This is a genomic window from Megasphaera sp. MJR8396C (genome assembly GCF_001546855.1).
Lineage (GTDB): Bacteria > Bacillota > Negativicutes > Veillonellales > Megasphaeraceae > Megasphaera.
On the sequence record NZ_KQ958179.1, the window covers coordinates 58,110 to 81,444 of the forward strand.

At 51.6% G+C, this 23,335-nt stretch carries 26 protein-coding genes and 4 tRNA genes; 2 read left to right on the forward strand and 28 right to left on the reverse strand.

Annotated features, from left to right (window positions below):
• Window positions 1-3: 3 nt before the first annotated feature.
• On the reverse strand, window positions 4-1,527 hold the full coding sequence (gene xylB / locus HMPREF3201_RS05675) for a xylulokinase (RefSeq protein WP_062412147.1): 1,524 nt from the start codon (window positions 1,525-1,527) through the stop codon (window positions 4-6).
• A gap of 306 nt (window positions 1,528-1,833) precedes the next feature.
• On the opposite strand from xylB, the gene HMPREF3201_RS05680 reads away from it, so the two are divergent.
• Window positions 1,834-3,318, forward strand: coding sequence for an L-fucose/L-arabinose isomerase family protein (locus HMPREF3201_RS05680; protein ID WP_062412148.1), 1,485 nt, complete (start codon window positions 1,834-1,836; stop codon window positions 3,316-3,318).
• Window positions 3,319-3,463: 145 nt separating this feature from the next.
• Here HMPREF3201_RS05680 and HMPREF3201_RS05685 read toward each other — a convergent pair whose 3' ends face one another.
• Window positions 3,464-3,859: a hypothetical protein gene (locus tag HMPREF3201_RS05685; protein ID WP_062412149.1), complete on the reverse strand. Its 396-nt coding sequence runs from the start codon at window positions 3,857-3,859 to the stop codon at window positions 3,464-3,466.
• A gap of 31 nt (window positions 3,860-3,890) precedes the next feature.
• The gene (locus HMPREF3201_RS05690) at window positions 3,891-4,163 is read right to left on the reverse strand and encodes a hypothetical protein (RefSeq protein WP_062412150.1); all 273 of its coding nucleotides are present in this window, start codon (window positions 4,161-4,163) and stop codon (window positions 3,891-3,893) included.
• A gap of 39 nt (window positions 4,164-4,202) precedes the next feature.
• Between HMPREF3201_RS05690 and HMPREF3201_RS05695 the strand changes: the two genes are divergently transcribed.
• Window positions 4,203-5,279: a helix-turn-helix domain-containing protein gene (locus tag HMPREF3201_RS05695; protein ID WP_082709402.1), complete on the forward strand. Its 1,077-nt coding sequence runs from the start codon at window positions 4,203-4,205 to the stop codon at window positions 5,277-5,279.
• 113 nt (window positions 5,280-5,392) lie between these two features.
• Here HMPREF3201_RS05695 and nudC read toward each other — a convergent pair whose 3' ends face one another.
• The 25 genes from nudC to HMPREF3201_RS05820 form a co-directional block, all read right to left on the reverse strand.
• The gene (gene nudC / locus HMPREF3201_RS05700) at window positions 5,393-6,220 is read right to left on the reverse strand and encodes an NAD(+) diphosphatase (RefSeq protein ID WP_062412152.1); all 828 of its coding nucleotides are present in this window, start codon (window positions 6,218-6,220) and stop codon (window positions 5,393-5,395) included.
• On the reverse strand, window positions 6,220-7,134 hold the full coding sequence (thrB, locus tag HMPREF3201_RS05705; protein WP_062412153.1) for a homoserine kinase: 915 nt from the start codon (window positions 7,132-7,134) through the stop codon (window positions 6,220-6,222). The genes nudC and thrB overlap by 1 nt, the downstream gene beginning before the upstream one ends.
• Window positions 7,135-7,137: 3 nt before the next feature.
• Window positions 7,138-8,427 carry a homoserine dehydrogenase gene (locus HMPREF3201_RS05710; RefSeq protein ID WP_062412154.1) on the reverse strand — a complete coding sequence of 430 codons (1,290 nt, stop codon included), beginning with the start codon at window positions 8,425-8,427 and terminating at the stop codon, window positions 7,138-7,140.
• Window positions 8,428-8,451: 24 nt separating this feature from the next.
• On the reverse strand, window positions 8,452-8,901 hold the full coding sequence (locus tag HMPREF3201_RS05715; protein WP_044503234.1) for an ACT domain-containing protein: 450 nt from the start codon (window positions 8,899-8,901) through the stop codon (window positions 8,452-8,454).
• Entirely contained in the window at window positions 8,898-9,818 is a 921-nt protein-coding gene (locus tag HMPREF3201_RS05720; protein ID WP_062412155.1) for an SDR family NAD(P)-dependent oxidoreductase, read from the reverse strand. The genes HMPREF3201_RS05715 and HMPREF3201_RS05720 overlap by 4 nt, the downstream gene beginning before the upstream one ends.
• An 18-nt stretch (window positions 9,819-9,836) precedes the next feature.
• Window positions 9,837-10,685: a ChbG/HpnK family deacetylase gene (locus tag HMPREF3201_RS05725; RefSeq protein ID WP_062412156.1), complete on the reverse strand. Its 849-nt coding sequence runs from the start codon at window positions 10,683-10,685 to the stop codon at window positions 9,837-9,839.
• A gap of 94 nt (window positions 10,686-10,779) precedes the next feature.
• Window positions 10,780-11,226, reverse strand: coding sequence for a nickel pincer cofactor biosynthesis protein LarC2 (gene larC, locus HMPREF3201_RS05730; RefSeq protein ID WP_062412157.1), 447 nt, complete (start codon window positions 11,224-11,226; stop codon window positions 10,780-10,782).
• Window positions 11,227-11,230: 4 nt separating this feature from the next.
• Complete coding sequence (gene larB, locus HMPREF3201_RS11760; RefSeq protein ID WP_062412158.1) at window positions 11,231-11,908, reverse strand: nickel pincer cofactor biosynthesis protein LarB; 678 nt, start codon at window positions 11,906-11,908, stop codon at window positions 11,231-11,233.
• A 15-nt stretch (window positions 11,909-11,923) separates the two neighbouring features.
• Window positions 11,924-12,733, reverse strand: coding sequence for a TrmH family RNA methyltransferase (locus HMPREF3201_RS11765; RefSeq protein WP_062412159.1), 810 nt, complete (start codon window positions 12,731-12,733; stop codon window positions 11,924-11,926).
• A 69-nt stretch (window positions 12,734-12,802) separates the two neighbouring features.
• On the reverse strand, window positions 12,803-13,276 hold the full coding sequence (locus HMPREF3201_RS05745; protein ID WP_044503240.1) for an ATP synthase subunit B family protein: 474 nt from the start codon (window positions 13,274-13,276) through the stop codon (window positions 12,803-12,805).
• A 13-nt stretch (window positions 13,277-13,289) separates the two neighbouring features.
• Complete coding sequence (coaD, locus tag HMPREF3201_RS05750; RefSeq protein WP_062412183.1) at window positions 13,290-13,781, reverse strand: pantetheine-phosphate adenylyltransferase; 492 nt, start codon at window positions 13,779-13,781, stop codon at window positions 13,290-13,292.
• A gap of 5 nt (window positions 13,782-13,786) precedes the next feature.
• Entirely contained in the window at window positions 13,787-14,308 is a 522-nt protein-coding gene (gene rsmD, locus HMPREF3201_RS05755; protein WP_231726831.1) for a 16S rRNA (guanine(966)-N(2))-methyltransferase RsmD, read from the reverse strand.
• A gap of 90 nt (window positions 14,309-14,398) precedes the next feature.
• Window positions 14,399-15,022 (reverse strand): glycerol-3-phosphate 1-O-acyltransferase PlsY, encoded by a 624-nt coding sequence (gene plsY / locus HMPREF3201_RS05760; protein WP_062412161.1) that lies wholly within the window; start codon window positions 15,020-15,022, stop codon window positions 14,399-14,401.
• Complete coding sequence (der, locus tag HMPREF3201_RS05765; RefSeq protein ID WP_062412162.1) at window positions 15,019-16,350, reverse strand: ribosome biogenesis GTPase Der; 1,332 nt, start codon at window positions 16,348-16,350, stop codon at window positions 15,019-15,021. The genes plsY and der overlap by 4 nt, the downstream gene beginning before the upstream one ends.
• A 69-nt stretch (window positions 16,351-16,419) precedes the next feature.
• The gene (locus tag HMPREF3201_RS05770; protein WP_062412163.1) at window positions 16,420-18,378 is read right to left on the reverse strand and encodes a bifunctional 4-hydroxy-3-methylbut-2-enyl diphosphate reductase/30S ribosomal protein S1; all 1,959 of its coding nucleotides are present in this window, start codon (window positions 18,376-18,378) and stop codon (window positions 16,420-16,422) included.
• Window positions 18,375-18,989, reverse strand: a complete 615-nt coding sequence (locus HMPREF3201_RS05775) for a lysophospholipid acyltransferase family protein (protein ID WP_062412164.1) — start codon at window positions 18,987-18,989, stop codon at window positions 18,375-18,377. Before HMPREF3201_RS05775 ends, HMPREF3201_RS05770 begins: the two co-directional genes overlap by 4 nt.
• The gene (cmk, locus tag HMPREF3201_RS05780) at window positions 18,989-19,657 is read right to left on the reverse strand and encodes a (d)CMP kinase (protein WP_062412165.1); all 669 of its coding nucleotides are present in this window, start codon (window positions 19,655-19,657) and stop codon (window positions 18,989-18,991) included. Before cmk ends, HMPREF3201_RS05775 begins: the two co-directional genes overlap by 1 nt.
• A 2-nt stretch (window positions 19,658-19,659) precedes the next feature.
• Window positions 19,660-20,898, reverse strand: a complete 1,239-nt coding sequence (locus HMPREF3201_RS05785) for a BaiN/RdsA family NAD(P)/FAD-dependent oxidoreductase (RefSeq protein ID WP_062412166.1) — start codon at window positions 20,896-20,898, stop codon at window positions 19,660-19,662.
• Between the two features lie 11 nt (window positions 20,899-20,909).
• On the reverse strand, window positions 20,910-21,629 hold the full coding sequence (locus HMPREF3201_RS05790; protein ID WP_072272027.1) for a pseudouridine synthase: 720 nt from the start codon (window positions 21,627-21,629) through the stop codon (window positions 20,910-20,912).
• On the reverse strand, window positions 21,598-22,176 hold the full coding sequence (scpB, locus tag HMPREF3201_RS05795) for an SMC-Scp complex subunit ScpB (RefSeq protein ID WP_062412167.1): 579 nt from the start codon (window positions 22,174-22,176) through the stop codon (window positions 21,598-21,600). Before scpB ends, HMPREF3201_RS05790 begins: the two co-directional genes overlap by 32 nt.
• Window positions 22,148-22,867 carry a segregation and condensation protein A gene (locus HMPREF3201_RS05800; protein ID WP_062412168.1) on the reverse strand — a complete coding sequence of 240 codons (720 nt, stop codon included), beginning with the start codon at window positions 22,865-22,867 and terminating at the stop codon, window positions 22,148-22,150. The genes scpB and HMPREF3201_RS05800 overlap by 29 nt, the downstream gene beginning before the upstream one ends.
• 122 nt (window positions 22,868-22,989) lie before the next feature.
• Window positions 22,990-23,078 (reverse strand) — tRNA-Leu (locus HMPREF3201_RS05805).
• A gap of 19 nt (window positions 23,079-23,097) precedes the next feature.
• Window positions 23,098-23,171, reverse strand: a tRNA-Cys gene (locus tag HMPREF3201_RS05810).
• 5 nt (window positions 23,172-23,176) lie between these two features.
• A tRNA-Gly gene (locus tag HMPREF3201_RS05815) sits at window positions 23,177-23,251 on the reverse strand.
• Between the two features lie 5 nt (window positions 23,252-23,256).
• A tRNA-Phe gene (locus tag HMPREF3201_RS05820) sits at window positions 23,257-23,332 on the reverse strand.
• Between the last annotated feature and the right edge of the window lie 3 nt (window positions 23,333-23,335).

Genomic DNA, 23,335 nt, shown 5'->3' on the forward strand with positions numbered 1-23,335 from the left:
CATTTATAAAGTTGCCAAATCTTGATAACATCCGGCTAATTGCCGATATAATTTCTGATATAAAGCGTGGCCTTTTTCATAATAGGCGTGTGCTGTCGGGTCGGGCTGGCAGTATGTCTTAGTATCGATGAAATCACGGCAGGCCGTGACGACGTTCTTAAACAAACCGGCTCCGACACCGGCCAGGATCGCTGCCCCCAGGGCAGGACCTTCCTTCGACGATACCGTTTTGACTTCGCAGTTATACATATCAGCCAGCATCTGACGCCACAAGGGACTCCGTCCACCGCCACCGCAGGCCATCATTTCCTGAACGACGATGCCCATATCGCGGAGGATATCCTGGCAGTCGGTCAAGGAATAGCTGACGCCTTCCATAACGGCGCGGAGCATATCGTCCTGCGTATGGATAGCCGATAACCCGAAGAATACACCGCGGCAATCCGGATCGAGGTGCGGCGTCCGTTCGCCCATAAGATAGGGTAAATAAAGGAGCCGACGACTGCCTATGGGCACGTGTTCGACGTGGTGATCCATGACGACATAAGGATCAAGACCGGCCTGTTCGGCTTCTTTCATATAGTCATGTCCCAGCGTATCACGGAACCAGCGAAGTGACAAGCCGGCCGCCTGAGTTACGCCCATGACGTGCCAACAACCGGGAACAGCGCAGCAGAATGAATGGACGCGCCCTTTGGGATCGATATGAAGATCGCTCGTATGGGCAAAGACGACGCCGCTGGTTCCGATCGTCGTAAAGGCTTTGCCGTCACTGACGATGCCCGTTCCGACGGCAGCCGCTGCATTGTCACCAGCGCCGCCGACGACGATGGTCTGCGGGAGAAGTCCCGTTGCTGCGGCAAAAGCAGTTGTCAGCGTTCCGGTCACATCGGGCGACTCGTAGACTTTAGCCAGCCACGACGGATCGATGTCGAGGCGGTCCAGGATTTCATCGGACCAGCAGCGATGGCGTACATCGAGGAACTGCATGCCGCTGGCATCAGAAACGTCAGTCGCATACTGACCGGTCATGCGCAGGCGTACATAGTCTTTCGGCAGTAAAATGTGCCGGCACTGGCGATAATGTTCCGCTTCATGATTGCGCACCCAGAGGAGTTTCGATGCCGTAAAACCGGTCAGGGCCGGATTGGCCGTAATCTTCATCAATTTATCAGCACCGACGGTCCGGGTGATTTCAATACATTCCTTCCCGGTCCGCTGATCACACCAGATAATAGCCGGTCGAATGACTTCTTCCTTTTCATTCAGCATGACCAGACCATGCATCTGCCCCGATAAACCGATACCGACGATGTCTTTCGCATCTACCGGGGACTTAGCCAAGATTTCCCGTATCGTCTGGACAACGGCTTGATACCAGTCTTCCGGCTGCTGCTCTGCCCAGCCGTTCTGGGGCTGATACAAAGGATACTCGCAAGACGCCATAGCAACGGCCTGACAGGTTTCATCAAAGAGTACCGTCTTCGTCGCTGACGTGCCAATATCAATTCCCATTACATACTTCATATATCTTCCTCCCTATGTCCTCCATTTATTTCGAGGACCTTACGCCTTATTGCGTGCCTAAGCACATGTCTATGTTCGAAGTATACCATGACAAAATTAGATGGTCAACAGGAATCTTCATACATGCACTTTTGCTATATTCTAGGGTTTACCTGTATTTTTTCTGCATAATGCTGTCTTTCGTAAAAAAATGTCAAACTATGTATTGACAGAAATTTGACAAGCGTGCTATCATTCCCTTAACGAAATGTGCCTAGGCACTCAAAAATTTATAAGTATCCCTTACATGGGAAAGGAGACCTTATTATGAATATTCCTGAAGTGAAATGCGGTATTATTTCTGTCAGCCGTGACTGCTTTATTATTTCTTTATCACAGAACCGTCGTCAGGCTATCGTCGATGCCTACACGAAACAATATGGCGACCTCTATGAAGTACCGACGGTCGTAGAAAATGAAACGGATATGCTCAAAGCCGTTGAAGAAGCCAAAGCTGCCGGCTGTAACGCCCTCGTCGTTTTCTTAGGCAACTTCGGCCCTGAAACGCCGGAAACCTTAGTCGCCAAATACTTCGATGGCCCGGTCATGTACGCTGCTGCTGCCGAAGAAACGGGCAAGAACCTCATCAACGGCCGTGGCGACGCTTACTGTGGCATGCTCAACTGTTCCTACAATTTAGGCCTTCGTAAATTAAAAGCCTATATTCCTTCGTATCCTGTAGGAACGGCTGAAGAAGTCGCAAAAATGATTGCCGACTTCCAGCCCATGGCCCGTACCCTCATCGGCCTCAGCCAGTTAAAAATCATCACCTTCGGTCCCCGTCCTCAGGACTTCTTTGCCTGCAACGCACCGATCAAGCCGCTCTACGACTTAGGGATTGAAATCGAAGAAAATTCCGAACTCGACCTTCTCGTATCGTACCAGGCTCATAAAGATGATCCGCGTATTGCTGACGTCGTCGCCGATATGACCGAAGAACTCGGCAAAGACGGCAACCCCTGGCCGGACCTCCTGCCCCGCATGGCACAGTATGAACTGACCCTTCTCGACTGGGCCGAAGCCCACAAGGGTTCCCGTCAGTACGTAGCCTTTGCCAATAAATGCTGGCCGGCCTTCCCGTCCCAGTTCGGCTTTGAACCGTGCTACGTCAACAGCCGCCTCGTATCCCGCGGCATCCCCGTCGCCTGTGAAGTCGACATCTACGGCGCCGTCAGCGAATACATCGGCATGTGCGCCAGCGGCGATACAGTCACCCTGCTCGACATTAACAACTCCGTCCCCCGTGATCTCTACGAATCGGATATCAAACCGCCGACGAACTATACGCAGAAAGATACCTTCATGGGCTTCCACTGCGGCAACACCCCGCTGTGCAAATTGAAAAAGGGCGGCGTAAAATATCAGCTCATCCAGAACCGTCTCTTAGAAGACGGCGGCACGCCGGACATTACCCGCGGCACCCTCGAAGGCGACATTGCCGAAAGCCCGATCACCTTCTTCCGCCTCCAGAGCACGGCCGGCGGACAGCTGCGGGCCTACATCGCTCAAGGTGAAGTCCTGCCGGCTGCAACCCAGTCCTTCGGCGGCATCGGCATCTTTGCCATCCCCGAAATGGGCCGCTTCTACCGCCACGTCCTCATCGCCAAGCAGTATCCGCATCACGGCGCCGTCGCCTTTGCTCACATTGGGAAAGTCCTCTTCTCCATCTTCCAGTACCTGGGCATCGAAGACATCGCCTTCAACCAACCTAAAGGCATGCTCTATCCTACGGAAAATCCCTTTGATATCTAAGTTTTAGCTCATAAAAAGAGGCTGTAACGAAAGCGTTTTGAACTCGCATTTCGTTACAGCCTCTTTTTCAATTAATCAGCAATCCATCTTGAAGTCGGCTTTATTGGGTCTACACCGACACAATCCTAAATCGTACGGCAGACGGCTAGTCAAAAATCTCATCGAAGATATCACTGACGGCCCCAGCCACAGCACAGGCCGCCGTAAAGCCAATGATAACCGGAGCCGCCACAACAGCAGTACCAACCGTCGTTGCAGCCAGGGCCCCAGCAGCGGCATTGCCAGCAACGGCCGAAACGGCCCCGATCACACCGCCCTTAACACCGGCGCCGGCAATATCTACCGCCGCATCGACCACATCCTTTTTACCGTCCATGACATCAGTCACCGAGGACACGGCCTCCATGCCAGCCCCGAAAAGAGCTCCGGTGGCCCCACTGTTCTTCACAGCCATCAAAGGCCAAGAACCGACCGAAGCCGGATACCCCTTTTTAGCTACAGGAATCCCGACTTCTTTATAAAATTTCTGGTTGTTCATCATGATAATCCTCCTCTTGAAAAACTCTTACTCCTTATACAAATTGGGGCAAAATCAAAGAATTATAAATCCGAGATACAGCGTTGGCCCCGGTCCTCGATCCGCTTGGCGTTTTCGGCAAAGGGAAGCAATACCGATCATCGTTGTTATAGTAAAGCTTGTAATGCTTTCTGCCTTCAACAACGGTAATCCCGATTTCAGCCAACGCCCGCCGAATCGATGCATTCATCCTTCGATACTGCTTAAAAATTTTCTTTAACATTGCTCGAATATGCTGTGCTTCATCCAACACTGCTTTTTTCGCCATCCACAGATCTCCCTTCCATTTTAAGAGAACAAAAAGATCATGTTTCATATTACATTATCATTATATCAGTTATCTGTTGCTAATGCAATAGCAAATGCAATATATTTTTATTTTCTTCATATTACCCTGCCATTGATTATAAAATCGTTATATGTTAAAATAATGACAAAAGACAGAGGAGGTGATTTTATGCCATTACCCATATTGACAGCTTTGCGGGCAGCAGGAATCATTGCAGCGGGAGCTACCGGATCCCTTCCACTGGCCTTAATTGCAGGGGCAGTAACGGAAGCTATGGTCTCGACGGAAACTGATAACTCAGGAGAATCTGAGACGAAAACAGCCGAAGCCCAAAAAAACTCGACGGAGACTACGGATACACTTACGGAACCGACTGAGGCTGCCACAGCCGCAGGAATGGCAGCCGCAACGGAAGAAGCAGCTAAGACTATAGGAAACATCATGGAAAGAGCTTCTTTAAAAACTGGTGACAATTTCTCCGATGAAAAGAAAGAATATACCGTAGCCGAAGCTGCTGATTTGCTGGGAATCAGCCAATATACGGTAAAAAAGAAAATCCGTGAAAAAAAACTTCTCGGACGCATCGATGGAAAGAAATATATGGTTTTCGCGGAGTCAATCCAAGAGTATTCTAAAAACGCCAAAAAGTCTGGACATATTCTGGGAGATCCAGTAAGCGGCGAAGAGTCCGCTACCGAGGCGTGGAAAAATCCCGCTCTACTGGAAAAATCTATTGAAAGTGCAAGATTACAGCAAGAGATCTTCTCTCTAGAAATGGAAAAACTTGAGTTATCAAAAAAAATGGCCAAGAAATCAAACGACGAAGATCAAGTAGACAAATTGAGCCAACAAATTATCGATAAAAAAATTCAAATATTAGAGATTTCTAAAGAGATAAAGATATTCGAAGCCCAAATTCTGTATTTATCAGAGCATCCTGACCTCTCCCAAGACAACGATGAGGATATCAATATAAAGTCTTTTATGGAAGACGATTCGGATTTTTTCACGAAAGATGATTCGGACCTTTTCCCAGAAACTGATAGAGCTGTTGAGAAAGAGCCTAACAGAAAAAAAATACCCAAGAGAAAATAAAAGTCTTTACGGGTACAAAAAAAGGGGCTGAAAACATTGTTTTCAGTCCCTTTTACATTTCTATAAGAAAACCTTGGATGATCGGTTTATTCGTCATCCAAGGTTTTTTTTGATCAATATATCCCCTTTTTAAAGAGGGTCATCATTTCCATCGTAAGGCTGGCTTTTTCTAAGTCATCGGGAATATCCTGTCGGTCGATCCAATCGGCAGTTGCCAGTTCCCGGTGATCGACTTTCAGCGTATCATCACCGTCAAGGTCACAGAAAAATCCCAGGAGCAGGGTATCGGTAAAGCACCAGGGCTGACTCTTATAGAAGGTCAGGTTCTTGACCTTGATGCCTACTTCTTCCATGACTTCGCGATGGACCGTATCTTCGATAGACTCGCCGACTTCGGCAAATCCGGCCAATAGGGCGACATTCTTATATTCCCTGCCTGCGTATTTTGAAACCAGGAGTTTATCGCCATAGCGGACGGCTACGATGACAGCCGGGCAGATGCGCGGATAGATCATAGTATGGCAAGCATCGCAATGGACCATACGCTCTGTGTCGCTGTGTTTCATCGGACGGCCGCAGTGACCACAAAAGCGGTGGTTGCCGTACCAAACGGATAAGGACAGGCCGACGATGCCGGCAAAGGCCAGGTGACGCGGTGAAGCTCCCCGCATAAAGTTAATATTGACGTAAGAAAATCCGTCTTTTTCCGGCAAGGCTTCGTCAGCCAGATAAAACTGCTGACTATCTTCGGCAAAGAGCCAACGGAACCGATTGGCCTCCAGGCCATCGTAATCACCATAAGTCGGATAGGTGAAAGATTTTTCGCCGGTCAGCTTTACCAGGACCTCCCGACCGCGATAAGACAAGAGAATACCATCCCGTGCCAAAGGCACCGGACGGTATTCAACATGATACGTATGATCTCCGATATCTTGAATCATCAGATGAGCTTCGCTCCTTCATTACTGCATTTTAAAACGTGGCCCGTTGCTTCAATGCCGTGGTCGTTAAAGCAGTTGATCATGGCTTCCATGATGGCCGCTTCATTTCCCGTAGCAAAGGCGATGAGCGTCGAACCGGATCCGCTGATCGTAGCTCCGAGGGCACCGGCTTCTACAGCCTTCTTCAAGACTAAGTCACCGCTGGGGATGAGGCTCAGCCGGTATGGCACGTGGAGCTTATCCTGAAGGCCATAGGCGATGCGATCGTACTGTTTGGTAAACAGCGACGATACCAGGAAGCTGACGCGGCTGACGTTAAAGACGGCGTTTTGATAATCGATGGTCTTAGGCAGTGCCTTTCGCGCTTCTTCCGTCGAGATTTCGATTTCCGGACTGACGGTCACGAAAGAGAGTTCATCGTCAAGGGGAATCGAATTGGTCAAAGTCTTGCCGTCGACCATGACAGAAACGGCCAAACCACCGTAAATGGCAGGGGCCACATTGTCCGGATGGCCTTCGAGGACCGTTGCCAGGGACAACATTTCGTCGCGGCTCATAGTGCTTCCCGTCAAGGCGTCACCGAGGAGGATGCCGCCGACAAGAGCTGCCGAGCTGCTTCCGAGGCCGCGGGCCGGCGGAATGGCATTGACCAGTTTCAAGGTGCCACCCTTGGGAAGGGCCTGGCGTTTTTTGACGGCAACGGCTTTCATCGCCTGGCCGACCATATTTTCGTCAAAAACCTTGGGCAGTTTGTTGGCTCCGAGGCCTTCGATTTCCACGGTAATCGTGTCCTTGCCCGGTTCTTCCGTAAAATAAATGTCATTGTACAAGGTTAGAGCAATACCGACGGCATCAAAACCGGAGCCGACGTTAGCGGATGTTGCAGGAATCTGTGCATGCAATGTTTTTGTCATATCTTACACCTCAATTACACGAATGGCATTTTCAATTTTGCGGACGCACGACAATTCTTCGATTTTCTGGAGCGATGCCTGGACCAGACCATCGGCGGATTTGTCGATAAGGATGACGATTTCCGCAATTTCTGTCGTTTCATCCTTTTGAATCAGAGAGCGGATACTGATATTGTGTTCAGCCAGAACCTTCGATACCGACGACAAGACGCCCGGCGCATTGTTGACAATCATCCGCAGGTAGTAGGGCGAGCAAATTTCCGCCTGGGGCTTCAATTTCGCTTCGTGCCATACATAGCCGCGCTTACCGGTCATCTTCAGGTTGCGGTGGAGGATGACGTTCATGACGTCACTGACGACAGCGCTGGCCGTCGGAAGAGAACCTGCGCCCGGACCGTAGAACATGACGTTGCCGACGCCATTGCCGCGGACGCAGACGGCATTATAGGCACCGTCGACGTGGGCCAGGGGATGGTCTTCCCGAATGAAGGCCGGATGGACGTTGAGGGAAATACCGTCGTCCGCCTGGCGAGCAATGGCCAAAAGCTTAATAACGTATCCCATTTCTGTCGCGTGTTCAATATCTTCCTTGGAGATATTTTGAATGCCTTCGACGGCAACGTCGTCAAAGGTAACGGCTGAATGGAAGCCTAAGGTTGCCAGGATGGCAATCTTACGAGCCGCATCATAGCCGCTGACGTCATTCGTCGGATCGGCTTCGGCGTAGCCTTTTTCCTGGGCTTCTTTCAAGACTTCTTCATACGACGAACCATGGGCCGTCATATTCGATAAGATAAAATTGGTCGTCCCGTTCATGATGCCAATGATTTCTTCGATGCGGTTGCTGTTAAGCGACGAATACATGGGACGAACGATGGGGATACCACCGGCGACGCTGGCTTCAAACTGGAAGTCGACGTCATGCTCATAGGATAAGGTCAACAAGGGAATCCCATAGTCGGCGATGAGGTCTTTATTGGCGCTGATAACGCTTTTGCCGCGCCGGAAGCACTGTTCAATGCAGTCTTTGGCAAAGTCGGCGCTGCCCATGACTTCGACGACGATTTCGATGTCATCGTCGTTGATGATGTCGCTAAAATCGGTCGTCAGTCGAATGGAATCGGGCAGGCCTTCCATCTTTTCATACTTGTTCAAATCACGGATAAGGATACGCTTGATATTGATTTTGGTATCGAGCTGTTCTTCAATGAGCGGACCGTTCATCGTCAGTAAATCGACGACGCCTTTCCCGACAGTACCGCAGCCTAACAGAGCAATAGAAACGCTTTTCATGGGCCTACCCCCTCTTTTATTTACTTACGCTTGTCCGATAATATTTACTTTGCTGACACCGGACAGTTTTTCCAACGTCTTCATCAAATCCTCGACCGATACGGTCATATCCTTGGTCTCAATGGATAAGCTGACTGCCGCCATACCCTGAAGGGGAATGCCCTGATTGATGGTCAGGATACTCCCATTGTTGGCAGCCACTGTATTGAGGACCTGCGACAATTCGCCGGGACGGTCAAAGATCATGACCGACAAGGTGACGATTTTGCCCTGCGTAACGTCATAAAAAGGAGAAACGTAATCCTTATATTTATAGTACGCACTGCGGCTCAAATCCATCATCTGGACGGCTTCATTGATCGTCCGCGTCTGATGGCGCTTGAGGATTTCTTTGACCTTGATGGTCTTCTTGATCGCTTCAGGCAAAATATCTTCGCGGACTAAGTAAAATTTGTGCTCCTTATCGTCTTTCACTTGGCTTCTTCCCTTTCGCAAAAATATTGATACATCGCCATGAGGCCGGGCATCAGGTTCATCTTGGGACGCCAGTGGAGTCCTTTCTCGGCCTTTTCAATATGCAGTGCCGAGCGGGATATGTCACCCTGGCGTGCATCTTCATAAGAGATAGAAATACCGGCATGCGTAAAATACAGTAAAATGACTTTTAGCGCATTGATCGTCGTCTCCATCTGCGTGCCGATATTATACGTTTCAGCCAGGATTTCATCGGCCATGGCCGCCAGATTGGCCCGGACGACGTCGCCAACGTAAATGAAATCACGAGACTGTTCTCCGTCGCCAAAGATGGCCGCATCTTCGCCGTAAACGACAGCACGGGTAAAGCGGCTGACGACGCTGTCCTCTTCTCCTTCGCCATATACATTGGCATAGCGCAAAATGACATATGGCAGGCCGTGCTGTTCATGATACTGGCGGACACAGTCTTCAGCAGCCGCTTTCGCCTGTCCCTCAAAGGTGATGGGACGAAGGTCATCTTCTTCGCGGACCGGAATGCGGACCGGTTCGCCATAGACGGCAGCAGACGAGGAAAAGATGAATTTTTTTACCCCGCAGCGACAGCACTGGTCGAGGACCGTCCGGAGTCCCTTAAGGCTCTCTCTGACATCGTCTTCCGAAAAGTCGTTTGACTCGGAAAGCCGCCGCTGCGGCGCTTCATGAAAGACGATATCGAAAGGCGTTTCGGCAAAGACAGCTGCGACGGCCTGTTCATCGGCAATGTCGCCGTCGATACAGCGGACTTCGTCGGGCAGCTGCGCAAAGGTCCCTTTAGAAAGGTTATCCAAGACCGTGACCTCATGACCTTCTTCAAGCAGGGCTTTGACCAGGCGGGACCCGATGAAGCCGGCACCTCCCGTAACTAAAATATGCAAGACAAGTCCTCCCGGGCCTTACGGCAGATCGCCGTAGGTAATGAGTTGAATCTCTCTTTTTTCGAGTTGACGGCGAATGGCCGGCGACATGAGAGCCTGAAATTCATCCTGCCAATGATACTCCCAGGAAAAGCTCTGGCTGAGAACGGCTGTACTGCGTCCCGGATGCATCATGATTTCATGAACGCCGAAGGGCAGCCGGTCGATGAGGTACTTCAGGTTTCCTTCGTTCATGTTGCCGCCATCGACCATGCCCCAAAAGAAATCCGTCGTCGTAAAATGAAGGCGCTTCACGGCATCCATAGCCTTCTGGGACAAGAAGGTCAGGCCGTCACGGCCGGCGATGCGCACGGGATTGGCCGAAAACAGTTTGTACGAATACGCTTCTCGCGGAATGCGCACCCGATGGATGCCGTACTTCATCATCAGCGACTGAACGATGTTCCAGATCTGCGGCAGGACGTGCAGGTGCTGATGGCTGTCGACATGGTCGATGGGAAGGCCCGTGGCCATGATTTTTTCCATCTGGGCATCGAGTTCCCGATATACCTGGCCGTAATCGAGATGCCCCTGGCAGGCCCGTTTAATGACTTCCGGATAACTGTCGGGGACCCGTCCACTGTCAGTCACCAAGGTAGGTACTTCCTGCGGGGACAAAACGGTGGGCAGCGACCCGACGAGGCATAAGTGGATACCGATACCCAGGCCGGGACAAGTCCGAGCCAGCGAGACGGCTTCCTCAAAGGCGGGTCCCGTCGGCAATAAGGACGTACTGGTCAGAACGCCCTGCTCACAAGCCTCGATAATGGCATGGTTAACTTCCGTATGGATACCGAAATCATCGGCATTAATAATGACTCTATTCATCTTTTACGCTCCCTGTCCTTTCAGGATGCACTGCACATCGGCTTAATGACTATTATACACGGACAATCGTATTTTGACAATATCCTCCCCGGGACTATTCCGTAAATTGGCGGTATGCCGCTTCCTTCACCTTTCGCTGCCATTCTTTTAACGGAATCCCCGTCGCTTCTGCCGCCTTCCTACAGTCATCGTATTCGGCGGAAATATTGACGATCTGTCCGCCGTAACGGCAAACTTTGCAGTGAAGCTCTCGACCGTCAATACAAACGGTCGTGATGACCCGGTCGCAGGCCATGCGACTCACGGGAAAGAAGCGAACGCCGATGGACGTCGTCTCCTTGACGATGATTTCCATCATATCGTCGAGGAGTTCTCTCCGGCAGAGGACGCAGAGCATCGACGCCATCCGTCCTTTTTTCATCATCATCGGCATGGCCCAGACGTCATTGGCCCCTTTATCGAGAATCCGCGAAAAGACGTACTCCATATTCTGGGGGTTCATATCGTCGATATTGGCTTCTAACTGCCATAAAGTTTCCATCGGATCACCTCAGGCTGTTCATCGTATCGGCCAATCTTCCGGCACCGAAGCCATTGTCGATGTTGACGACGGATATGCCGGCAGCACAGCTGTTGAGCATGGCCAAAAGGGCCGAGAGGCCGTGGAAATTGGCACCGTAGCCGATACTGGTCGGTACGGCGATGACCGGCTTGTCTACCAGGCCGCCGACGACGCTGGCCAGGGCTCCTTCCATACCGGCGACGACGATGTTGACGTTGGCCTTGCGGATATCGTCGACGCGAGCGAGCAAGCGGTGGATGCCGGCGACGCCGACGTCGTAGATCCGTTCGACTCTGTTACCCATGATTTCAGCCGTAAGCGCCGCTTCTTCGGCGACGGGAATATCGCTGGTGCCGGCCGTAATGACCGAAATCAGCCGATCGCCGTTAATGATCGTCTTATCCTTGTGCTGATAGACCATCTTGGCCAGTTCGTCGTATTGGGCAGCCGGAAATTTAGCCGACAAGATGTCAAAAATTTCTTTAGAAGCCCGCGTGCCGATGACATTGTCATATTTTTCCATCAAAATCTCTAAAATCTTGACCGACTGATCCGTCGTCTTTCCTGCACAATAGACAACTTCCGGAAAACCGCAGCGCTGCTGACGCTGTAAATCGAGTTTTGCAAAACCGAGATCAAGGGTGTCCTTATTTTCTTCCATCATTACGCCTCCAGACTATACGTGAAAACCATTTTTTTCCCAGGCCTTATACAGGACGATGCCGACGGCCATGGATAAATTGAGCGATTCCGTATCGGGCCGCATGGGAATGGTCAGTACGTCGTCACAGCATTCCAAAAATTCATCGGGCAGACCGTTTCCTTCATTGCCAAAGGCTAAAATAACCGGCCGGTTGTAATCGGCATCGACATAGGATACGCTCCCTTCAGCGGCCGTCCCATAGATGTTTCGATCCTCATCGCTGCAGAATTGGTCGAGCTGTTCATCGGTCACATCCTGGACGACGGGCACTTTGAAAATCGCCCCCATGGCGCTGCGGACGGTCTTATCGTTGTAGACATCGACACAGCCTTCACTGAGGAGGACTGCGCCGACGTTGGCCGCGGCAGCCGTTCGCAGGATGGTCCCTAGATTGCCCGGATCCTGGACGGAGCGCAGATAGAGGACGGCCTTTTCCGGATCAATGGCCGGCAGGGCGTCAAACGTATAGGCGAAAAAGGGCAGCATGGCAGCCAGTCCCTGAGGGGTCTTGGTATCCTTCAATTTATCGTAGACGCTGTCGGTAACGGCGTAAAAAGTCCAGCCTAATTCAAGGCCTCGGGCATATACTTCGTCAAAGCCGGCAAGGTCTCGTCCCTTCGGCGACACGAAGCAAATGGCATCGGGAATGCCCATGACAGCGGCATCGCCAATGACCCGCAGGCCTTCGACAAAGACGCGTTGATGGGCCTGGCGTCCTTTTTTCTGCTTCAAGGAACAGGCCATCTTCACCCACTGGTTATCGCGGGATACAATTTCGTTCATAATACCTCCTGTCATCAACATGGAAAAAAAGGCCCTGCCGCACGAGCGACAGGACCTCATAAGCCATCATTACTGCTGATCCGGCGTATCCTGATGTCCATTGTTCTTCAGCAGGCTTTCGCGATTCTGCTGAATGCTGGATAAGGTCTTTTCCAATGTCGATTCAACGTATTTGAGGACGTCGCCGGCATAGGTAATGGAGCTGTTTTTCAGCTGTTCCGACGAGTCATTGGCCGTTTGGATAACCTGGTTGGCACGTTCCTGAGCCTGCCGTACCAGTTCACTTTCTTCGGTCAGTTTGGCGATATAATCTTTCGCCTGGGCTACCATGCCGTCAGCGTGATGCTGGGCATCGGCAATGACCTTGTCTCTTTCGGCCAAAATCTTCTTGGATTGTTCCAATTCAGCCGGCATGGATTCTTTCAAATCGTCGATGATCTGAAGGATTTCTTCTTCTTCTACCATTTTTTTGTTGGTAAAGGGAACTTTTGAAGCGTTCATTACTAAGCTTTCCAAATCTTCTAACAGTTTATCCGAATTCATGTAGTCTCCACTCCTAAGCATTGTACTTGTCTGCAAACTTCACTTTTAGTTTCTTTTCAACGTAATCGGGAACCATATCATCGAGCTTGCCGCCAAAGCAGGCCAGTTCGCGGATGCCCGTCGAGCTGATATAAGAATATTTGGTACTCGTCATGATGAATACCGTTTCGATGCGCGGCTCTACTTTTTTCATGAGCAGGGCCCGCTGGAATTCATATTCAAAATCGCTCAGGGCCCGGAGGCCGCGAATAATGACGGTCGCACCATGGTCGATGGCGTATTCGTTGAGAAGGCCGTGAAAGCTGACGACTTCAATATTGGGAATATGTCTCGTCGTTTCTCTCAGCATCTCTTCTCGTTCAGCCATCGTAAACAACGGCTTCTTTACGGGATTTTCAAAAACAGCAACGATAAGTTTATCGACTAATTTGCTCCCCCGTTCAAAAATATCAATGTGTCCATTGGTAACAGGATCAAAACTGCCCGGACAAATACCGATTCGCACTTCTTTCAAACTCCTTCCTGGCGACGACGGATAAAAGCAATCCGCGTGTCATTTCCATAGGATTTTTCTCTGATGACCTCATACAATGTGTTCTCCGTTATACCTTCATTCCGGCTGTATTCCATCAGAATCAATCCACCAGGAGCCAACAAATCGTATTGACCTATCAAAACAATTGTATCGTTCACCAAATTTTTGTTATACGGCGGGTCGGCAAAGATGTAATCAAACTGCCGCCCTTGCAGCCGTGCCAAAGCTTTTGCCGACGGGAGACGCAGTACTTCAGCGCGTTCACCAAACCCGCAGAGCGACGCATTCTGGCGAATGAGGGCCTGCGTATAATGGTCGATGAATACAGCCGAATCTGCACCGCGGCTCAAGGCTTCTAATCCCAAGGCACCTGTACCCGCAAAGATATCGAGAACCCTTGCCCCGGCCAGACTGCCTCTGCTTTCAAGCATATTAAAAAGACTTTCCCGCGTGCGGTCTAAGGTCGGCCGGGTCAGCATTCCTTTCGGCGACTTCAAAATTCGCCCTCTGGCACTACCCGATATGATTCTCATAAGATCACCTGCTCGTACATAATCAATTATACACGTTTTTTAGTACATATCAATCTATTTTTTCTGAATTCGTTCGACCTTCAGTTCCCGTCCCTGTATCAGGCGGATAATATTATCCTTATGACGGACGACGACGAGGATCGCAGCCAAGAGACCGAAAATCGTAAGCGGCAGCGGTTCGCCAAAAAAGTACATCAGGATCGGCACCAAGACGGCGGCTACGATGGAGCCCAGGGAGACGATGCGCGTAATGGCAACGATGACGACCCAGACGGCAAAGACGATGAGCGTTTCCCAAGGGGCCAGGAACAAGATGATGCCAAGGCCGGTAGCGACGCCTTTCCCGCCTTTGAATTTCAGAAAAATAGAGCACGAATGACCGATGATGGCCAAGAGGCCGCCGGCGATCATGAGATAGATCTGATCGGCCGGGGTTCCGATGCCGGCCTGGGAGGCAAGCTGCCCCAAGTAGACACCGAACATCCCCTTAGCGACGTCACAGATGAGAACCAACAGGCCGCCGACGGCACCGAAGACACGGTAGGCATTGGTCGCCCCCGTATTATGACTGCCGTACTCGCGGGGATCGGTATGGTACAGGACCTTGCCGATGACCAGGCCGCTGGGGACAGAGCCTACCAGATAGGCCAAGATCAGGCAGAGGATACCGGTCATCATAAGCGGTCACCATCCTTCTTGCCACGCAAGATGAGCCGGATGGGAGTGCCTTCAAAGCCGAAGGTTTCGCGCAGTCGGTTTTCCAAGAAGCGCAGATACGAAAAATGCATGAGCTGGGGCTCATTGACGAAGAGAATAAACGTCGGCGGCTGGACCGAAGCCTGGGTCATGTAGTAGATTTTCAGCAGCCGTCCGCCTTTGGCCGGCGGCGGATTGGTGAGCTGGGCATCTTCGATGAGTTCGTTTAAGACGCTCGTCGATATGCGCATATGCTGCTGTTCCGATACGAATTTGACCATATCGGCCAGGCGGTTAATGCGCTGCTTGGTCAGGGCCGAAGCGAAGAGAATCGGGGCGTACTGGAGGAAGGCCAGTTCCCGTCGGATATCTTCTTCGAACTTATGGCTCGTCTTGCTGTCCTTTTCAACGAGATCCCACTTGTTGACGACGATGATGCAGCCCTTGCCCGCTTCGTGGACGTAGCCGGCGATTTTCGTATCCTGTTCGGTAACGCCTTCCGTCGCATCGATGACCAGGACGGCGATATCCGAGCGGTCGACGGCGCGAAGGGCGCGGACGACGCTGTACCGTTCGACCGGCATGTCGATCTTGGCCTTGCGGCGCATGCCCGCCGTATCGATGAGGACGAAGTCCGTTCCTTCATAGGACCAGTGGGTATCGATGGAATCGCGCGTCGTACCCGGTACGTTGCTGACGATGACCCGGTCCTGCCCCAAGAGGGCATTGGTCAGGGACGATTTGCCGACGTTCGGCCGGCCGACGAGGGAAATATGAATCGTATCGTCGTCGTCTTCAAGGGCCGGAACCTCTTTAATATTCTTCAGGACTTCATCGAGGAGGTCGCCGAGGTTCATCAGGTTGACGGCTGAGATGCCGATGGGATCGCCTAAGCCGAGGTTATAAAATTCATAGATGTTTATTTCCTGTTCGACGCTGTCGATCTTGTTGACGACCAGGATGACCGGTTTGCCGCACGAGCGCAGGATGTGAGCGATTTCTTCGTCCTGCGGCTGGATGCCGACCTTGCCGTCGACGACGTACAGGATGACATCGGCTTCGCGAATGGCCAGTTCCGCCTGATAGCGCATACTGGTAAAGATGTGATCATTGGAATCGATAAATTCAATGCCGCCCGTATCGATCATGGTAAATTCCCGACCGAGCCATTCGGCATCAAAGTAAATTCTGTCGCGGGTAACGCCGGGAATGTCTTCAACGATGGAAATCCGTTTCTTGACAATGGCGTTAAACAGCGTCGATTTGCCGACATTCGGCCGACCGACGACGGCGACTAAGGGTTTATACATGGCATTATCCTTTCTATAAACGAAAAAAGGATAACCGGTACAGCCCGGCTATCCTCTTTTTACAAAGCCTTAGTTGTTTTCTTCTTCGTTATCCTGGTTAGCGAGGTAGTCGCGAACTTCCTGTTCTTCTTCATCTTTCTGAATAGCCAGAACGCTGAGAGAAATCTTCTTCTTATCCGTATCGATGCCGATGATCTTAACGTTCATGACATCGCCGATGTCGACCAGGTCTTTGACAGCCACGCCGCGTTTTTCAGTTAATTCAGAAATATGGAGCAAGCCCTGCAATTCCGGATCGATGGCTAAGATAGCACCGAACGGCAAGAGTTTCTTAACTTCGCCTTTTACGATATCGCCGACTTCAAATTTTTCGATAGCCGCAATCCAGGGGTTCTTCTGAAGAGCTTTCAAGGAGAGGGAAATACGATTCCGTTCCTGATCGAACTTCTGAACGAGGACTTCGAGTTCTTCTCCGGCCTGGAGAACGTCTTCTACAGCATTGATGCGCTTCCAAGAAATATCAGAAATGTGGAGCAGGCCTTCTACGCCGCCGAGATCGATGAATGCGCCATAGGGCATGATCTTAACGACAGTGCCTTTGATGACAGCCCCTTCTTCAATGTTCTTAAGGGCTTCTTCGCGTTTTGCTTCGCGTTCTGATTCAAGTACAGCCTTGCGGGACAGGACCAGACGGTTTTTGTGTTCGTCAATGTCGATGACTTTGACCTGGAAGGTTTCACCGACGAGGTAGTCCAAAGACTTCACGAATTTGATATCGCCCTGGGAGAGGGGGATAAATCCGCGGAGGGATTTGATCGAAACGACGAGGCCAGCCTTATTCGTTTCTTTCCCAACACATTCGACGAGCTGATCATTTTCGAAAGCTTCGCGAACTTCTTTCCAGTCTTCGACTTTCTTCATCTTGACGAGGGAAACGACAATAGCTCCTTCTTCTTTGATGTTGTTGGCAATTTCAACTGTCAGTTCATCGCCGACTTTGACAAAGTCACTCGCTTTTTCCGGAGCGGGAACAGCCATTTCCTTTTTCGGCAGAATTGCTTCCGCTTTCGTACCGATGGAAACATAGGCAGCATCATCATTCACAGAAATAACCGTGCCTTTGACCACGTCACCTTTCTTTGGATTTTCTTCATAGTCATACTTGTCCAACAATTCTTCACTCATTACTTCTGTGCCTTCAGCTTGCAAATTTTCCATAATCTTAACAACCTCCTGTATTATCCAATCCGGCGTAGAAGCGCCGGCTGTAATGCCTATATGATTCATACCACTGAACCAGGCCGTATCCAATTCGGCTGCTGTTTCAATGTGGTATGTCGGGCAATCCTGTTCACGGCATACCTGCGCGAGGCGGCCGGTGTTGGCGCTGTTCTTGCCGCCAATGACGATCATGGCGTCCACCTGACCTGCCAATTCTATCGCTGCCTGCTGACGCTGCTGCGTCGCCGTACATATGGTCATATGCACATCGAGATGATTAGTCTTTTGTTGCAGGATAGCGGCGATACGCTTGAATTGCTCTTGAGAGAACGTCGTTTGGACGACGACTCCCATAGAATCGCAAAAGGGAATCTGTTGAGCCTCTTCTTCCCTGTCTATTATAATAGCACGATTTGCCCCCCATTGTGAAATACTAATTACTTCAGGATGGGCCTTTTCGCCTACTATTATAAGCTTTTCACCTTTTTCGATGATATTTTTGGCGTCTTGTTGGGCCTTTTTGACGTGTGGACAGGTAGCATCTATGACTTTTAGTTCTCGATTTTCGGCTTGTTCATAGACTTCCGGTCCTACGCCATGGGAGCGTATCAAGACGACAGCCCCCTTATCGACCTCATCCAAAGAGTCTACCGGCGACACGCCTTGTTCGGCGAGACGCCAGACAACTTGCGGATTGTGGATGATAGGTCCTAAGGTATGCGTTCCTTTTTCAGCCTGTCCGGCCAGTTCAACGGCTCGTCGGACGCCATAGCAAAAGCCACAGGCTGCGGCGAGAGTTACTTTCATTTTTCGTCCCCTTTATACTGATTTTGCATAGTCACGATGGAATCGCGAATTTCTTCGGAAAAGGCCGTGACTACGTCGTGATCGGAGGCTTTTCCGGCCGGAGCCATGATGGGTTTGCCAAAGATGACTCGAACGGGCCCCGTCTTTTTCGGCAGAAATTCCGAATTTACGATGGCTGCCGGCAGCACTGGAACCTTGGCCTTAATGGCGATACCGGCAAAGCCTTCATGAAAGGGGCCGACGAAACCGCCGCGGGTCCGCTTCCCTTCCGGGAAAATCCCCAAAACCGCACCGCCTTTCAAGACCTTAAAGGATTCCATGACCGCCTTGCGGTCGATGCGGCCGCGGTGGACCGGGAAGGTATGGACGTAACGCAGGAACCAGCCCATGACGGGATTTCGGAACAGTTCTTCCTTGGCCATGAAGTGGATGAGATGATGCCGCATGGCCGTTCCTAAAAGGGGCGGATCAAAGTTGCTGGCATGATTACAGGCTACGATGAAAGGCCCTTTTTCAGGGATATTTTCTTCGCCGATGACTTCCATATTCAAGAAGCCGTACGTGGCCACATTGAAGATCCGGCGAATCGTATTATACATAAATTCGTGCATCAGCCTCGCTCCTTCATAAGACCGAGAATGACGTCGGCCGTCTGTTGTAAATCGAGATCACTGTTGTCGACGACGACAGCGTCATCGGCTTTCTTCAAAGGGGACACCTGGCGGTGAGAGTCCATATCATCGCGGGCAGCGATGCTGGCGGCGATGGCGTCATACGATTCAGTACCGCCTTTGGCCTTCACTTCCAAATAACGGCGCTGGGCCCGGGAGGCAACCGATGCCGTGAGGAAGATTTTAAGATCCGCGTCGGGCAGGACGACGGTCCCGATATCGCGGCCGTCTAAGATGACGCCGCCTTCTTTGGCCATAGCCTTTTGTAATTTTACCAGTTTTTGCCGTACGACTGCAAGAGCTGCAACGGAAGAAACGTGAGAAGATACACGCTGAGTCCGAATGGCATCGGTAACTTCCGTATCGCCGACGTAGACCCGACACAGGTCGGCCATCGGTTCCAGGCGGATATCGACGGTATCTACCAGGGCCTTGACGGCTCCTTCATCGGAGATGTCGACGCCCTTTTCTAAGACCGCCCAGGTAAAGGCCCGGTACATGGCTCCTGTATCAATGTATAAATAGCCGACTTTATTGGCCAGCAGTTTGGCAACACTGCTCTTTCCGGCCCCTGCCGGGCCGTCGATGGCAATGGTTAATTTTTTCATAGTCAGCCCTCCTTAGCAGCAGCGGCCGTTCCGGCTACGAACCCTGTCGAAAAGGCTGCCTGTAAATTATAACCGCCTGTAAAGGCGTCGATATCGATGACTTCCCCTGCAAAATAGAGGCCCGGAACGATTTTCGACTCCATCGTCTTGGGATCGATTTCCTTGACCGACACGCCGCCGGCCGTCACGATGGCTTCACTGATCGGCCTCGTCCCGGTCACCGTAAGGGGCAGGGCCTTAAAAGCTTCGACCAGACGCTGGCGCTGTTCGCGGGAAATCTGATTGACCGGACAGTCTTTGGCGATTCCGGCCTGATCGAGTAGGACTGGAATCAGTCGCTGGGGCAACAGATCCTTTAAGCCGTTGACCGCTTCTTTGCGGATATATTTTTCAAAATCCCGACGCAGGCGGGCATCGAGTTTTTCCTTCGACAAGGCCGGCTTTAAGTCGATGCGAAGTTCCAAGGGAAAGGCGGCGCTCTTTTTATGAGCCGCTGCCGTACTGAGCATCAGGATAATCGGCCCGGACACACCAAAGTGGGTAAACAGCATTTCTCCGAAGTGGGCATCGATTTTTTTCCCACGGCGCCACAGCGAACCTTCGACGTTTTTCAGGGACAGTCCCGATAAGTCATGGGGCCAGTCTTCTGCCGTCGTAAAGGGGATGAGCGACGGCTTTAATTCCGTCACCTCGTGACCCAGGGTCTTAGCGAAGCCATAGCCGTCGCCGGTGGATCCGGTTACGGGATAGGACATGCCGCCCGTCGTGATGATGCAGGCATCGCCTTCGTAGGTCTTCGACACCGTTTGGACAACGAAGCGATTCCCCCAGGCTTTAACGGCTTTGACGCCTTCCTTTAAATGCAGTTCGATACCCTTACGGCACAATTTATGGTAGAAGAGCTTTCGCACTTCGATGGCACTGTCGGACTGTGGGAAAATACGGCCGCCCCGTTCTTCTTTGGTCAGAAGGCCCCAGCCGTTCAGTTTGTCCAATAAATCGACGTTCGTAAACTGCTGGTAAGCACTGAACAGGAATTTTCCGTGCCCCGGCGTGTGAGCGATGAAATCGGCCATGCTGCAGGAGTTGGTCAAGTTGCAGCGCCCCTTACCGGTGATTCCCATTTTCTTACCTACAATATCATTTTTTTCAAATAAGTGTACCCTGGCGCCCGATTCGGCAGCCGCCAGCGCAGCCATGATGCCGGCCGCACCGGCACCGATGACGAGGATTTCCTTCATAGACACTCCTATTATTTATATTTGTAGAGTTCGGCCACTTCTTCACGGGTCAAGGCGCGATAGGCACCGCGCTTGACGCCGCTCAGGGTCAAAAAGGCATACTGGATGCGGCGCAGGTTATGAACCTGGAAGCCGAAGTATTCCAGCATGCGGCGGACCTGGCGATTGCGGCCTTCGTGAATGGTGATTTCCAAGCTGGTCAGATTCGTCCGCGGGTCGTAGTCGACATAGACGACGTCAGCCGGTGCCGTCATCCCGTCTTTCAGTTCGACGCCGTCGGCTAAATGCTGCAGGATCGAGTCGGCAATGTGCCCTTTGACCTTGACTTCATAGGTCTTATCGACGAGGCGGCTGGGATGCATCAGGATGTTGGCCAGTTCGCCGTCGTTGGTCATCAGCAGCAGGCCTTCCGTATTTTGGTCCAGACGACCGACGGCGTAGATACGGTCTTTTTCCTTTTTGAAGTAATCCATGACCGTCGTCCGTCCCTGGTCGTCGCTCGACGTTGTAATGACGCCCTTGGGCTTATTAAATAGATAATAATGCTTGGCCTGTACTTCCAGGGTCTTGCCGTCGACGGCAATGCGGTCTTTATCGGGATTGACTTTGGTGCCTAATTCCCGGACGATGACGCCGTTTACCCGGACCCGTCCTTCCAATATCAGTTTTTCCGAAGCGCGCCGTGAGGCCACACCGCAGTTACTCATTACTTTCTGCAACCGTTCTTCCATTAGGTCCATCCTCCGTAGTATCTACCGACAAGCGGCCGGCTAAATCAGCAAGGGAATCCATGCCGATACATTCCAAAAAATAAGCAGACGTACCGTATAAAATCGGCCGCCCCGGACTGTCCTTACGGCCAAGATCAACGACCAGTCCCTGCTGTACGAGGGACGTCAGAACGCGCTCTGACGAAACGCCGCGCAGTTTTTCAATATCAGCCCGGGTGACAGGCTGCTTGAAAGCGACGATGGCCAGGACTTCAAGGGCCATGGGCGACAGCTCGGTCTTCCCCGTCCGCACCCACTGCAGTGCGTCGTAAAGGTCGGGCCGGGTCACTAACTGATACCCGCCAGCCACGCGGATAAGCCGAAGGCCTCGTCGCTGATCCTCCAGTACATGCTGCAGGCGCTCAGCGATTTTTCCGACGTCTTCCACCGGCCAGCCCAGGTGGGCACTGATGTCAGCTTCGGTCATAGCGTCGCCGCTCAAAAAGAGAAGGGCTTCTAACAAGGCCGTCGGTTCGCGGTTATCCTTTTGGCGTGTATCGTAAGGCAATGGTATTCCCATCCTTTCCCTCAGCGACGGTCGCGCATTGACCGACCTTGAGCAATTCCAAAACGGCCAAAAAGGTCACGACGAGTTCGACGCGAGAGCGGCAGGCCTGAAAAATGGCAGCTGCCGTCATCGTCCCCTTGGCTCGGCGCAGGGCGTACGTAACGCGGCGCATGCACTCACCGACGCTGTAGATTTCTTTCTGAATCCGTATCTCTACGGCTTCCGGTTTCGGCAGGGCCTGACACACCTGTTGAAAGGCGTCGTAAAGGGCCTGGGTGTCGATATGCCCTTCAAAGCGTGGCTCATAGGGCATGGGCGCCGGCTGGCGTCCCATCATCAGACTGCGGGCATCCCACAGCCCGCCCATGGCCTGAGACAGGGCCTTCATCTTTTTATACTCGACGAGCTGCCGGACCAGGACTTCCTGTGGGTCTTCTTCGTCGTCAGCCAGTTTCGGCTGTTTGGGCAGAAGCAGTCTGGATTTTATCTGTAAAAGAGTCGCTGCCATGACAAAAAACTTGCTGGCATAGTCGACATCAAAGACGTCGATGTCGGCTACATAGGCATTGAATTGATCGGCAATGGCCACGATGGGAATGTTATAAATGTCGACTTTGTTCTTTTCGATCAAATAGAGCAGGAGATCTAAAGGTCCTTCAAAATCTGATACTCTATACTTGTATTCAGTCATATTTCATTATAACCCATTTTCCAGATAATTTAAACGGACTGCGAAAAGGAGCTGTCCAAAGACAGCTCCTTTGTTTTGCAAGGACTTCGGCCACGGCCAACGCCGCTTACACGTTGTTGATTTGGTGCCGGGGACCGGAATCGAACCGGTACGGATATTTCTATCCGACGGATTTTAAGTCCGTTGCGTCTGCCAGTTCCGCCACCTCGGCATGACGAAAGAAAAAAATATGGAGGCGGCACCCAGAATCGAACTGGGGATGAAGGTTTTGCAGACCTCTGCCTTACCGCTTGGCTATGCCGCCATATATGGAGCGGAAAACGAGGCTCGAACTCGCGACCCCCACCTTGGCAAGGTGGTGCTCTACCACTGAGCTACTTCCGCATTGGTGGTGCTCAGGGACGGAATTGAACCGCCGACACGGGGATTTTCAGTCCCCTGCTCTACCGACTGAGCTACCTGAGCATT

Excerpts from the sequence above, each read along its gene's own strand:
- HMPREF3201_RS05790 (WP_072272027.1), bottom strand. The coding sequence starts at position 21,629 with ATGGAAGAACGGTTGCAGAAAGTAATGAGTAACTGCGGTGTGGCCTCA.
- nudC (WP_062412152.1), bottom strand. The coding sequence starts at position 6,220 with ATGATTCAAGATATCGGAGATCATACGTATCATGTTGAATACCGTCCG.
- plsY (WP_062412161.1), bottom strand. The coding sequence starts at position 15,022 with ATGATGACCGGTATCCTCTGCCTGATCTTGGCCTATCTGGTAGGCTCT.
- HMPREF3201_RS05785 (WP_062412166.1), bottom strand. The coding sequence starts at position 20,898 with ATGAAGGAAATCCTCGTCATCGGTGCCGGTGCGGCCGGCATCATGGCT.
- HMPREF3201_RS05775 (WP_062412164.1), bottom strand. The coding sequence starts at position 18,989 with ATGCACGAATTTATGTATAATACGATTCGCCGGATCTTCAATGTGGCC.
- der (WP_062412162.1), bottom strand. The coding sequence starts at position 16,350 with ATGTATAAACCCTTAGTCGCCGTCGTCGGTCGGCCGAATGTCGGCAAA.
- HMPREF3201_RS05800 (WP_062412168.1), bottom strand. The coding sequence starts at position 22,867 with ATGACTGAATACAAGTATAGAGTATCAGATTTTGAAGGACCTTTAGAT.
- HMPREF3201_RS05745 (WP_044503240.1), bottom strand. The coding sequence starts at position 13,276 with ATGAATTCGGATAAACTGTTAGAAGATTTGGAAAGCTTAGTAATGAAC.
- HMPREF3201_RS05725 (WP_062412156.1), bottom strand. The coding sequence starts at position 10,685 with ATGAATAGAGTCATTATTAATGCCGATGATTTCGGTATCCATACGGAA.
- HMPREF3201_RS05770 (WP_062412163.1), bottom strand. The coding sequence starts at position 18,378 with ATGAAAGTAACTCTCGCCGCAGCCTGTGGCTTTTGCTATGGCGTCCGA.
- HMPREF3201_RS05695 (WP_082709402.1), top strand. The coding sequence starts at position 4,203 with ATGTTTCATATTACATTATCATTATATCAGTTATCTGTTGCTAATGCA.
- HMPREF3201_RS05710 (WP_062412154.1), bottom strand. The coding sequence starts at position 8,427 with ATGAAAAGCGTTTCTATTGCTCTGTTAGGCTGCGGTACTGTCGGGAAA.
- HMPREF3201_RS05690 (WP_062412150.1), bottom strand. The coding sequence starts at position 4,163 with ATGGCGAAAAAAGCAGTGTTGGATGAAGCACAGCATATTCGAGCAATG.
- thrB (WP_062412153.1), bottom strand. The coding sequence starts at position 7,134 with ATGACAAAAACATTGCATGCACAGATTCCTGCAACATCCGCTAACGTC.
- HMPREF3201_RS11765 (WP_062412159.1), bottom strand. The coding sequence starts at position 12,733 with ATGAACGAAATTGTATCCCGCGATAACCAGTGGGTGAAGATGGCCTGT.
- HMPREF3201_RS05680 (WP_062412148.1), top strand. The coding sequence starts at position 1,834 with ATGAATATTCCTGAAGTGAAATGCGGTATTATTTCTGTCAGCCGTGAC.
- xylB (WP_062412147.1), bottom strand. The coding sequence starts at position 1,527 with ATGAAGTATGTAATGGGAATTGATATTGGCACGTCAGCGACGAAGACG.
- HMPREF3201_RS05685 (WP_062412149.1), bottom strand. The coding sequence starts at position 3,859 with ATGATGAACAACCAGAAATTTTATAAAGAAGTCGGGATTCCTGTAGCT.
- larB (WP_062412158.1), bottom strand. The coding sequence starts at position 11,908 with ATGGAAGAAAATAAGGACACCCTTGATCTCGGTTTTGCAAAACTCGAT.
- cmk (WP_062412165.1), bottom strand. The coding sequence starts at position 19,657 with ATGAAAAAATTAACCATTGCCATCGACGGCCCGGCAGGGGCCGGAAAG.
- larC (WP_062412157.1), bottom strand. The coding sequence starts at position 11,226 with ATGGAAACTTTATGGCAGTTAGAAGCCAATATCGACGATATGAACCCC.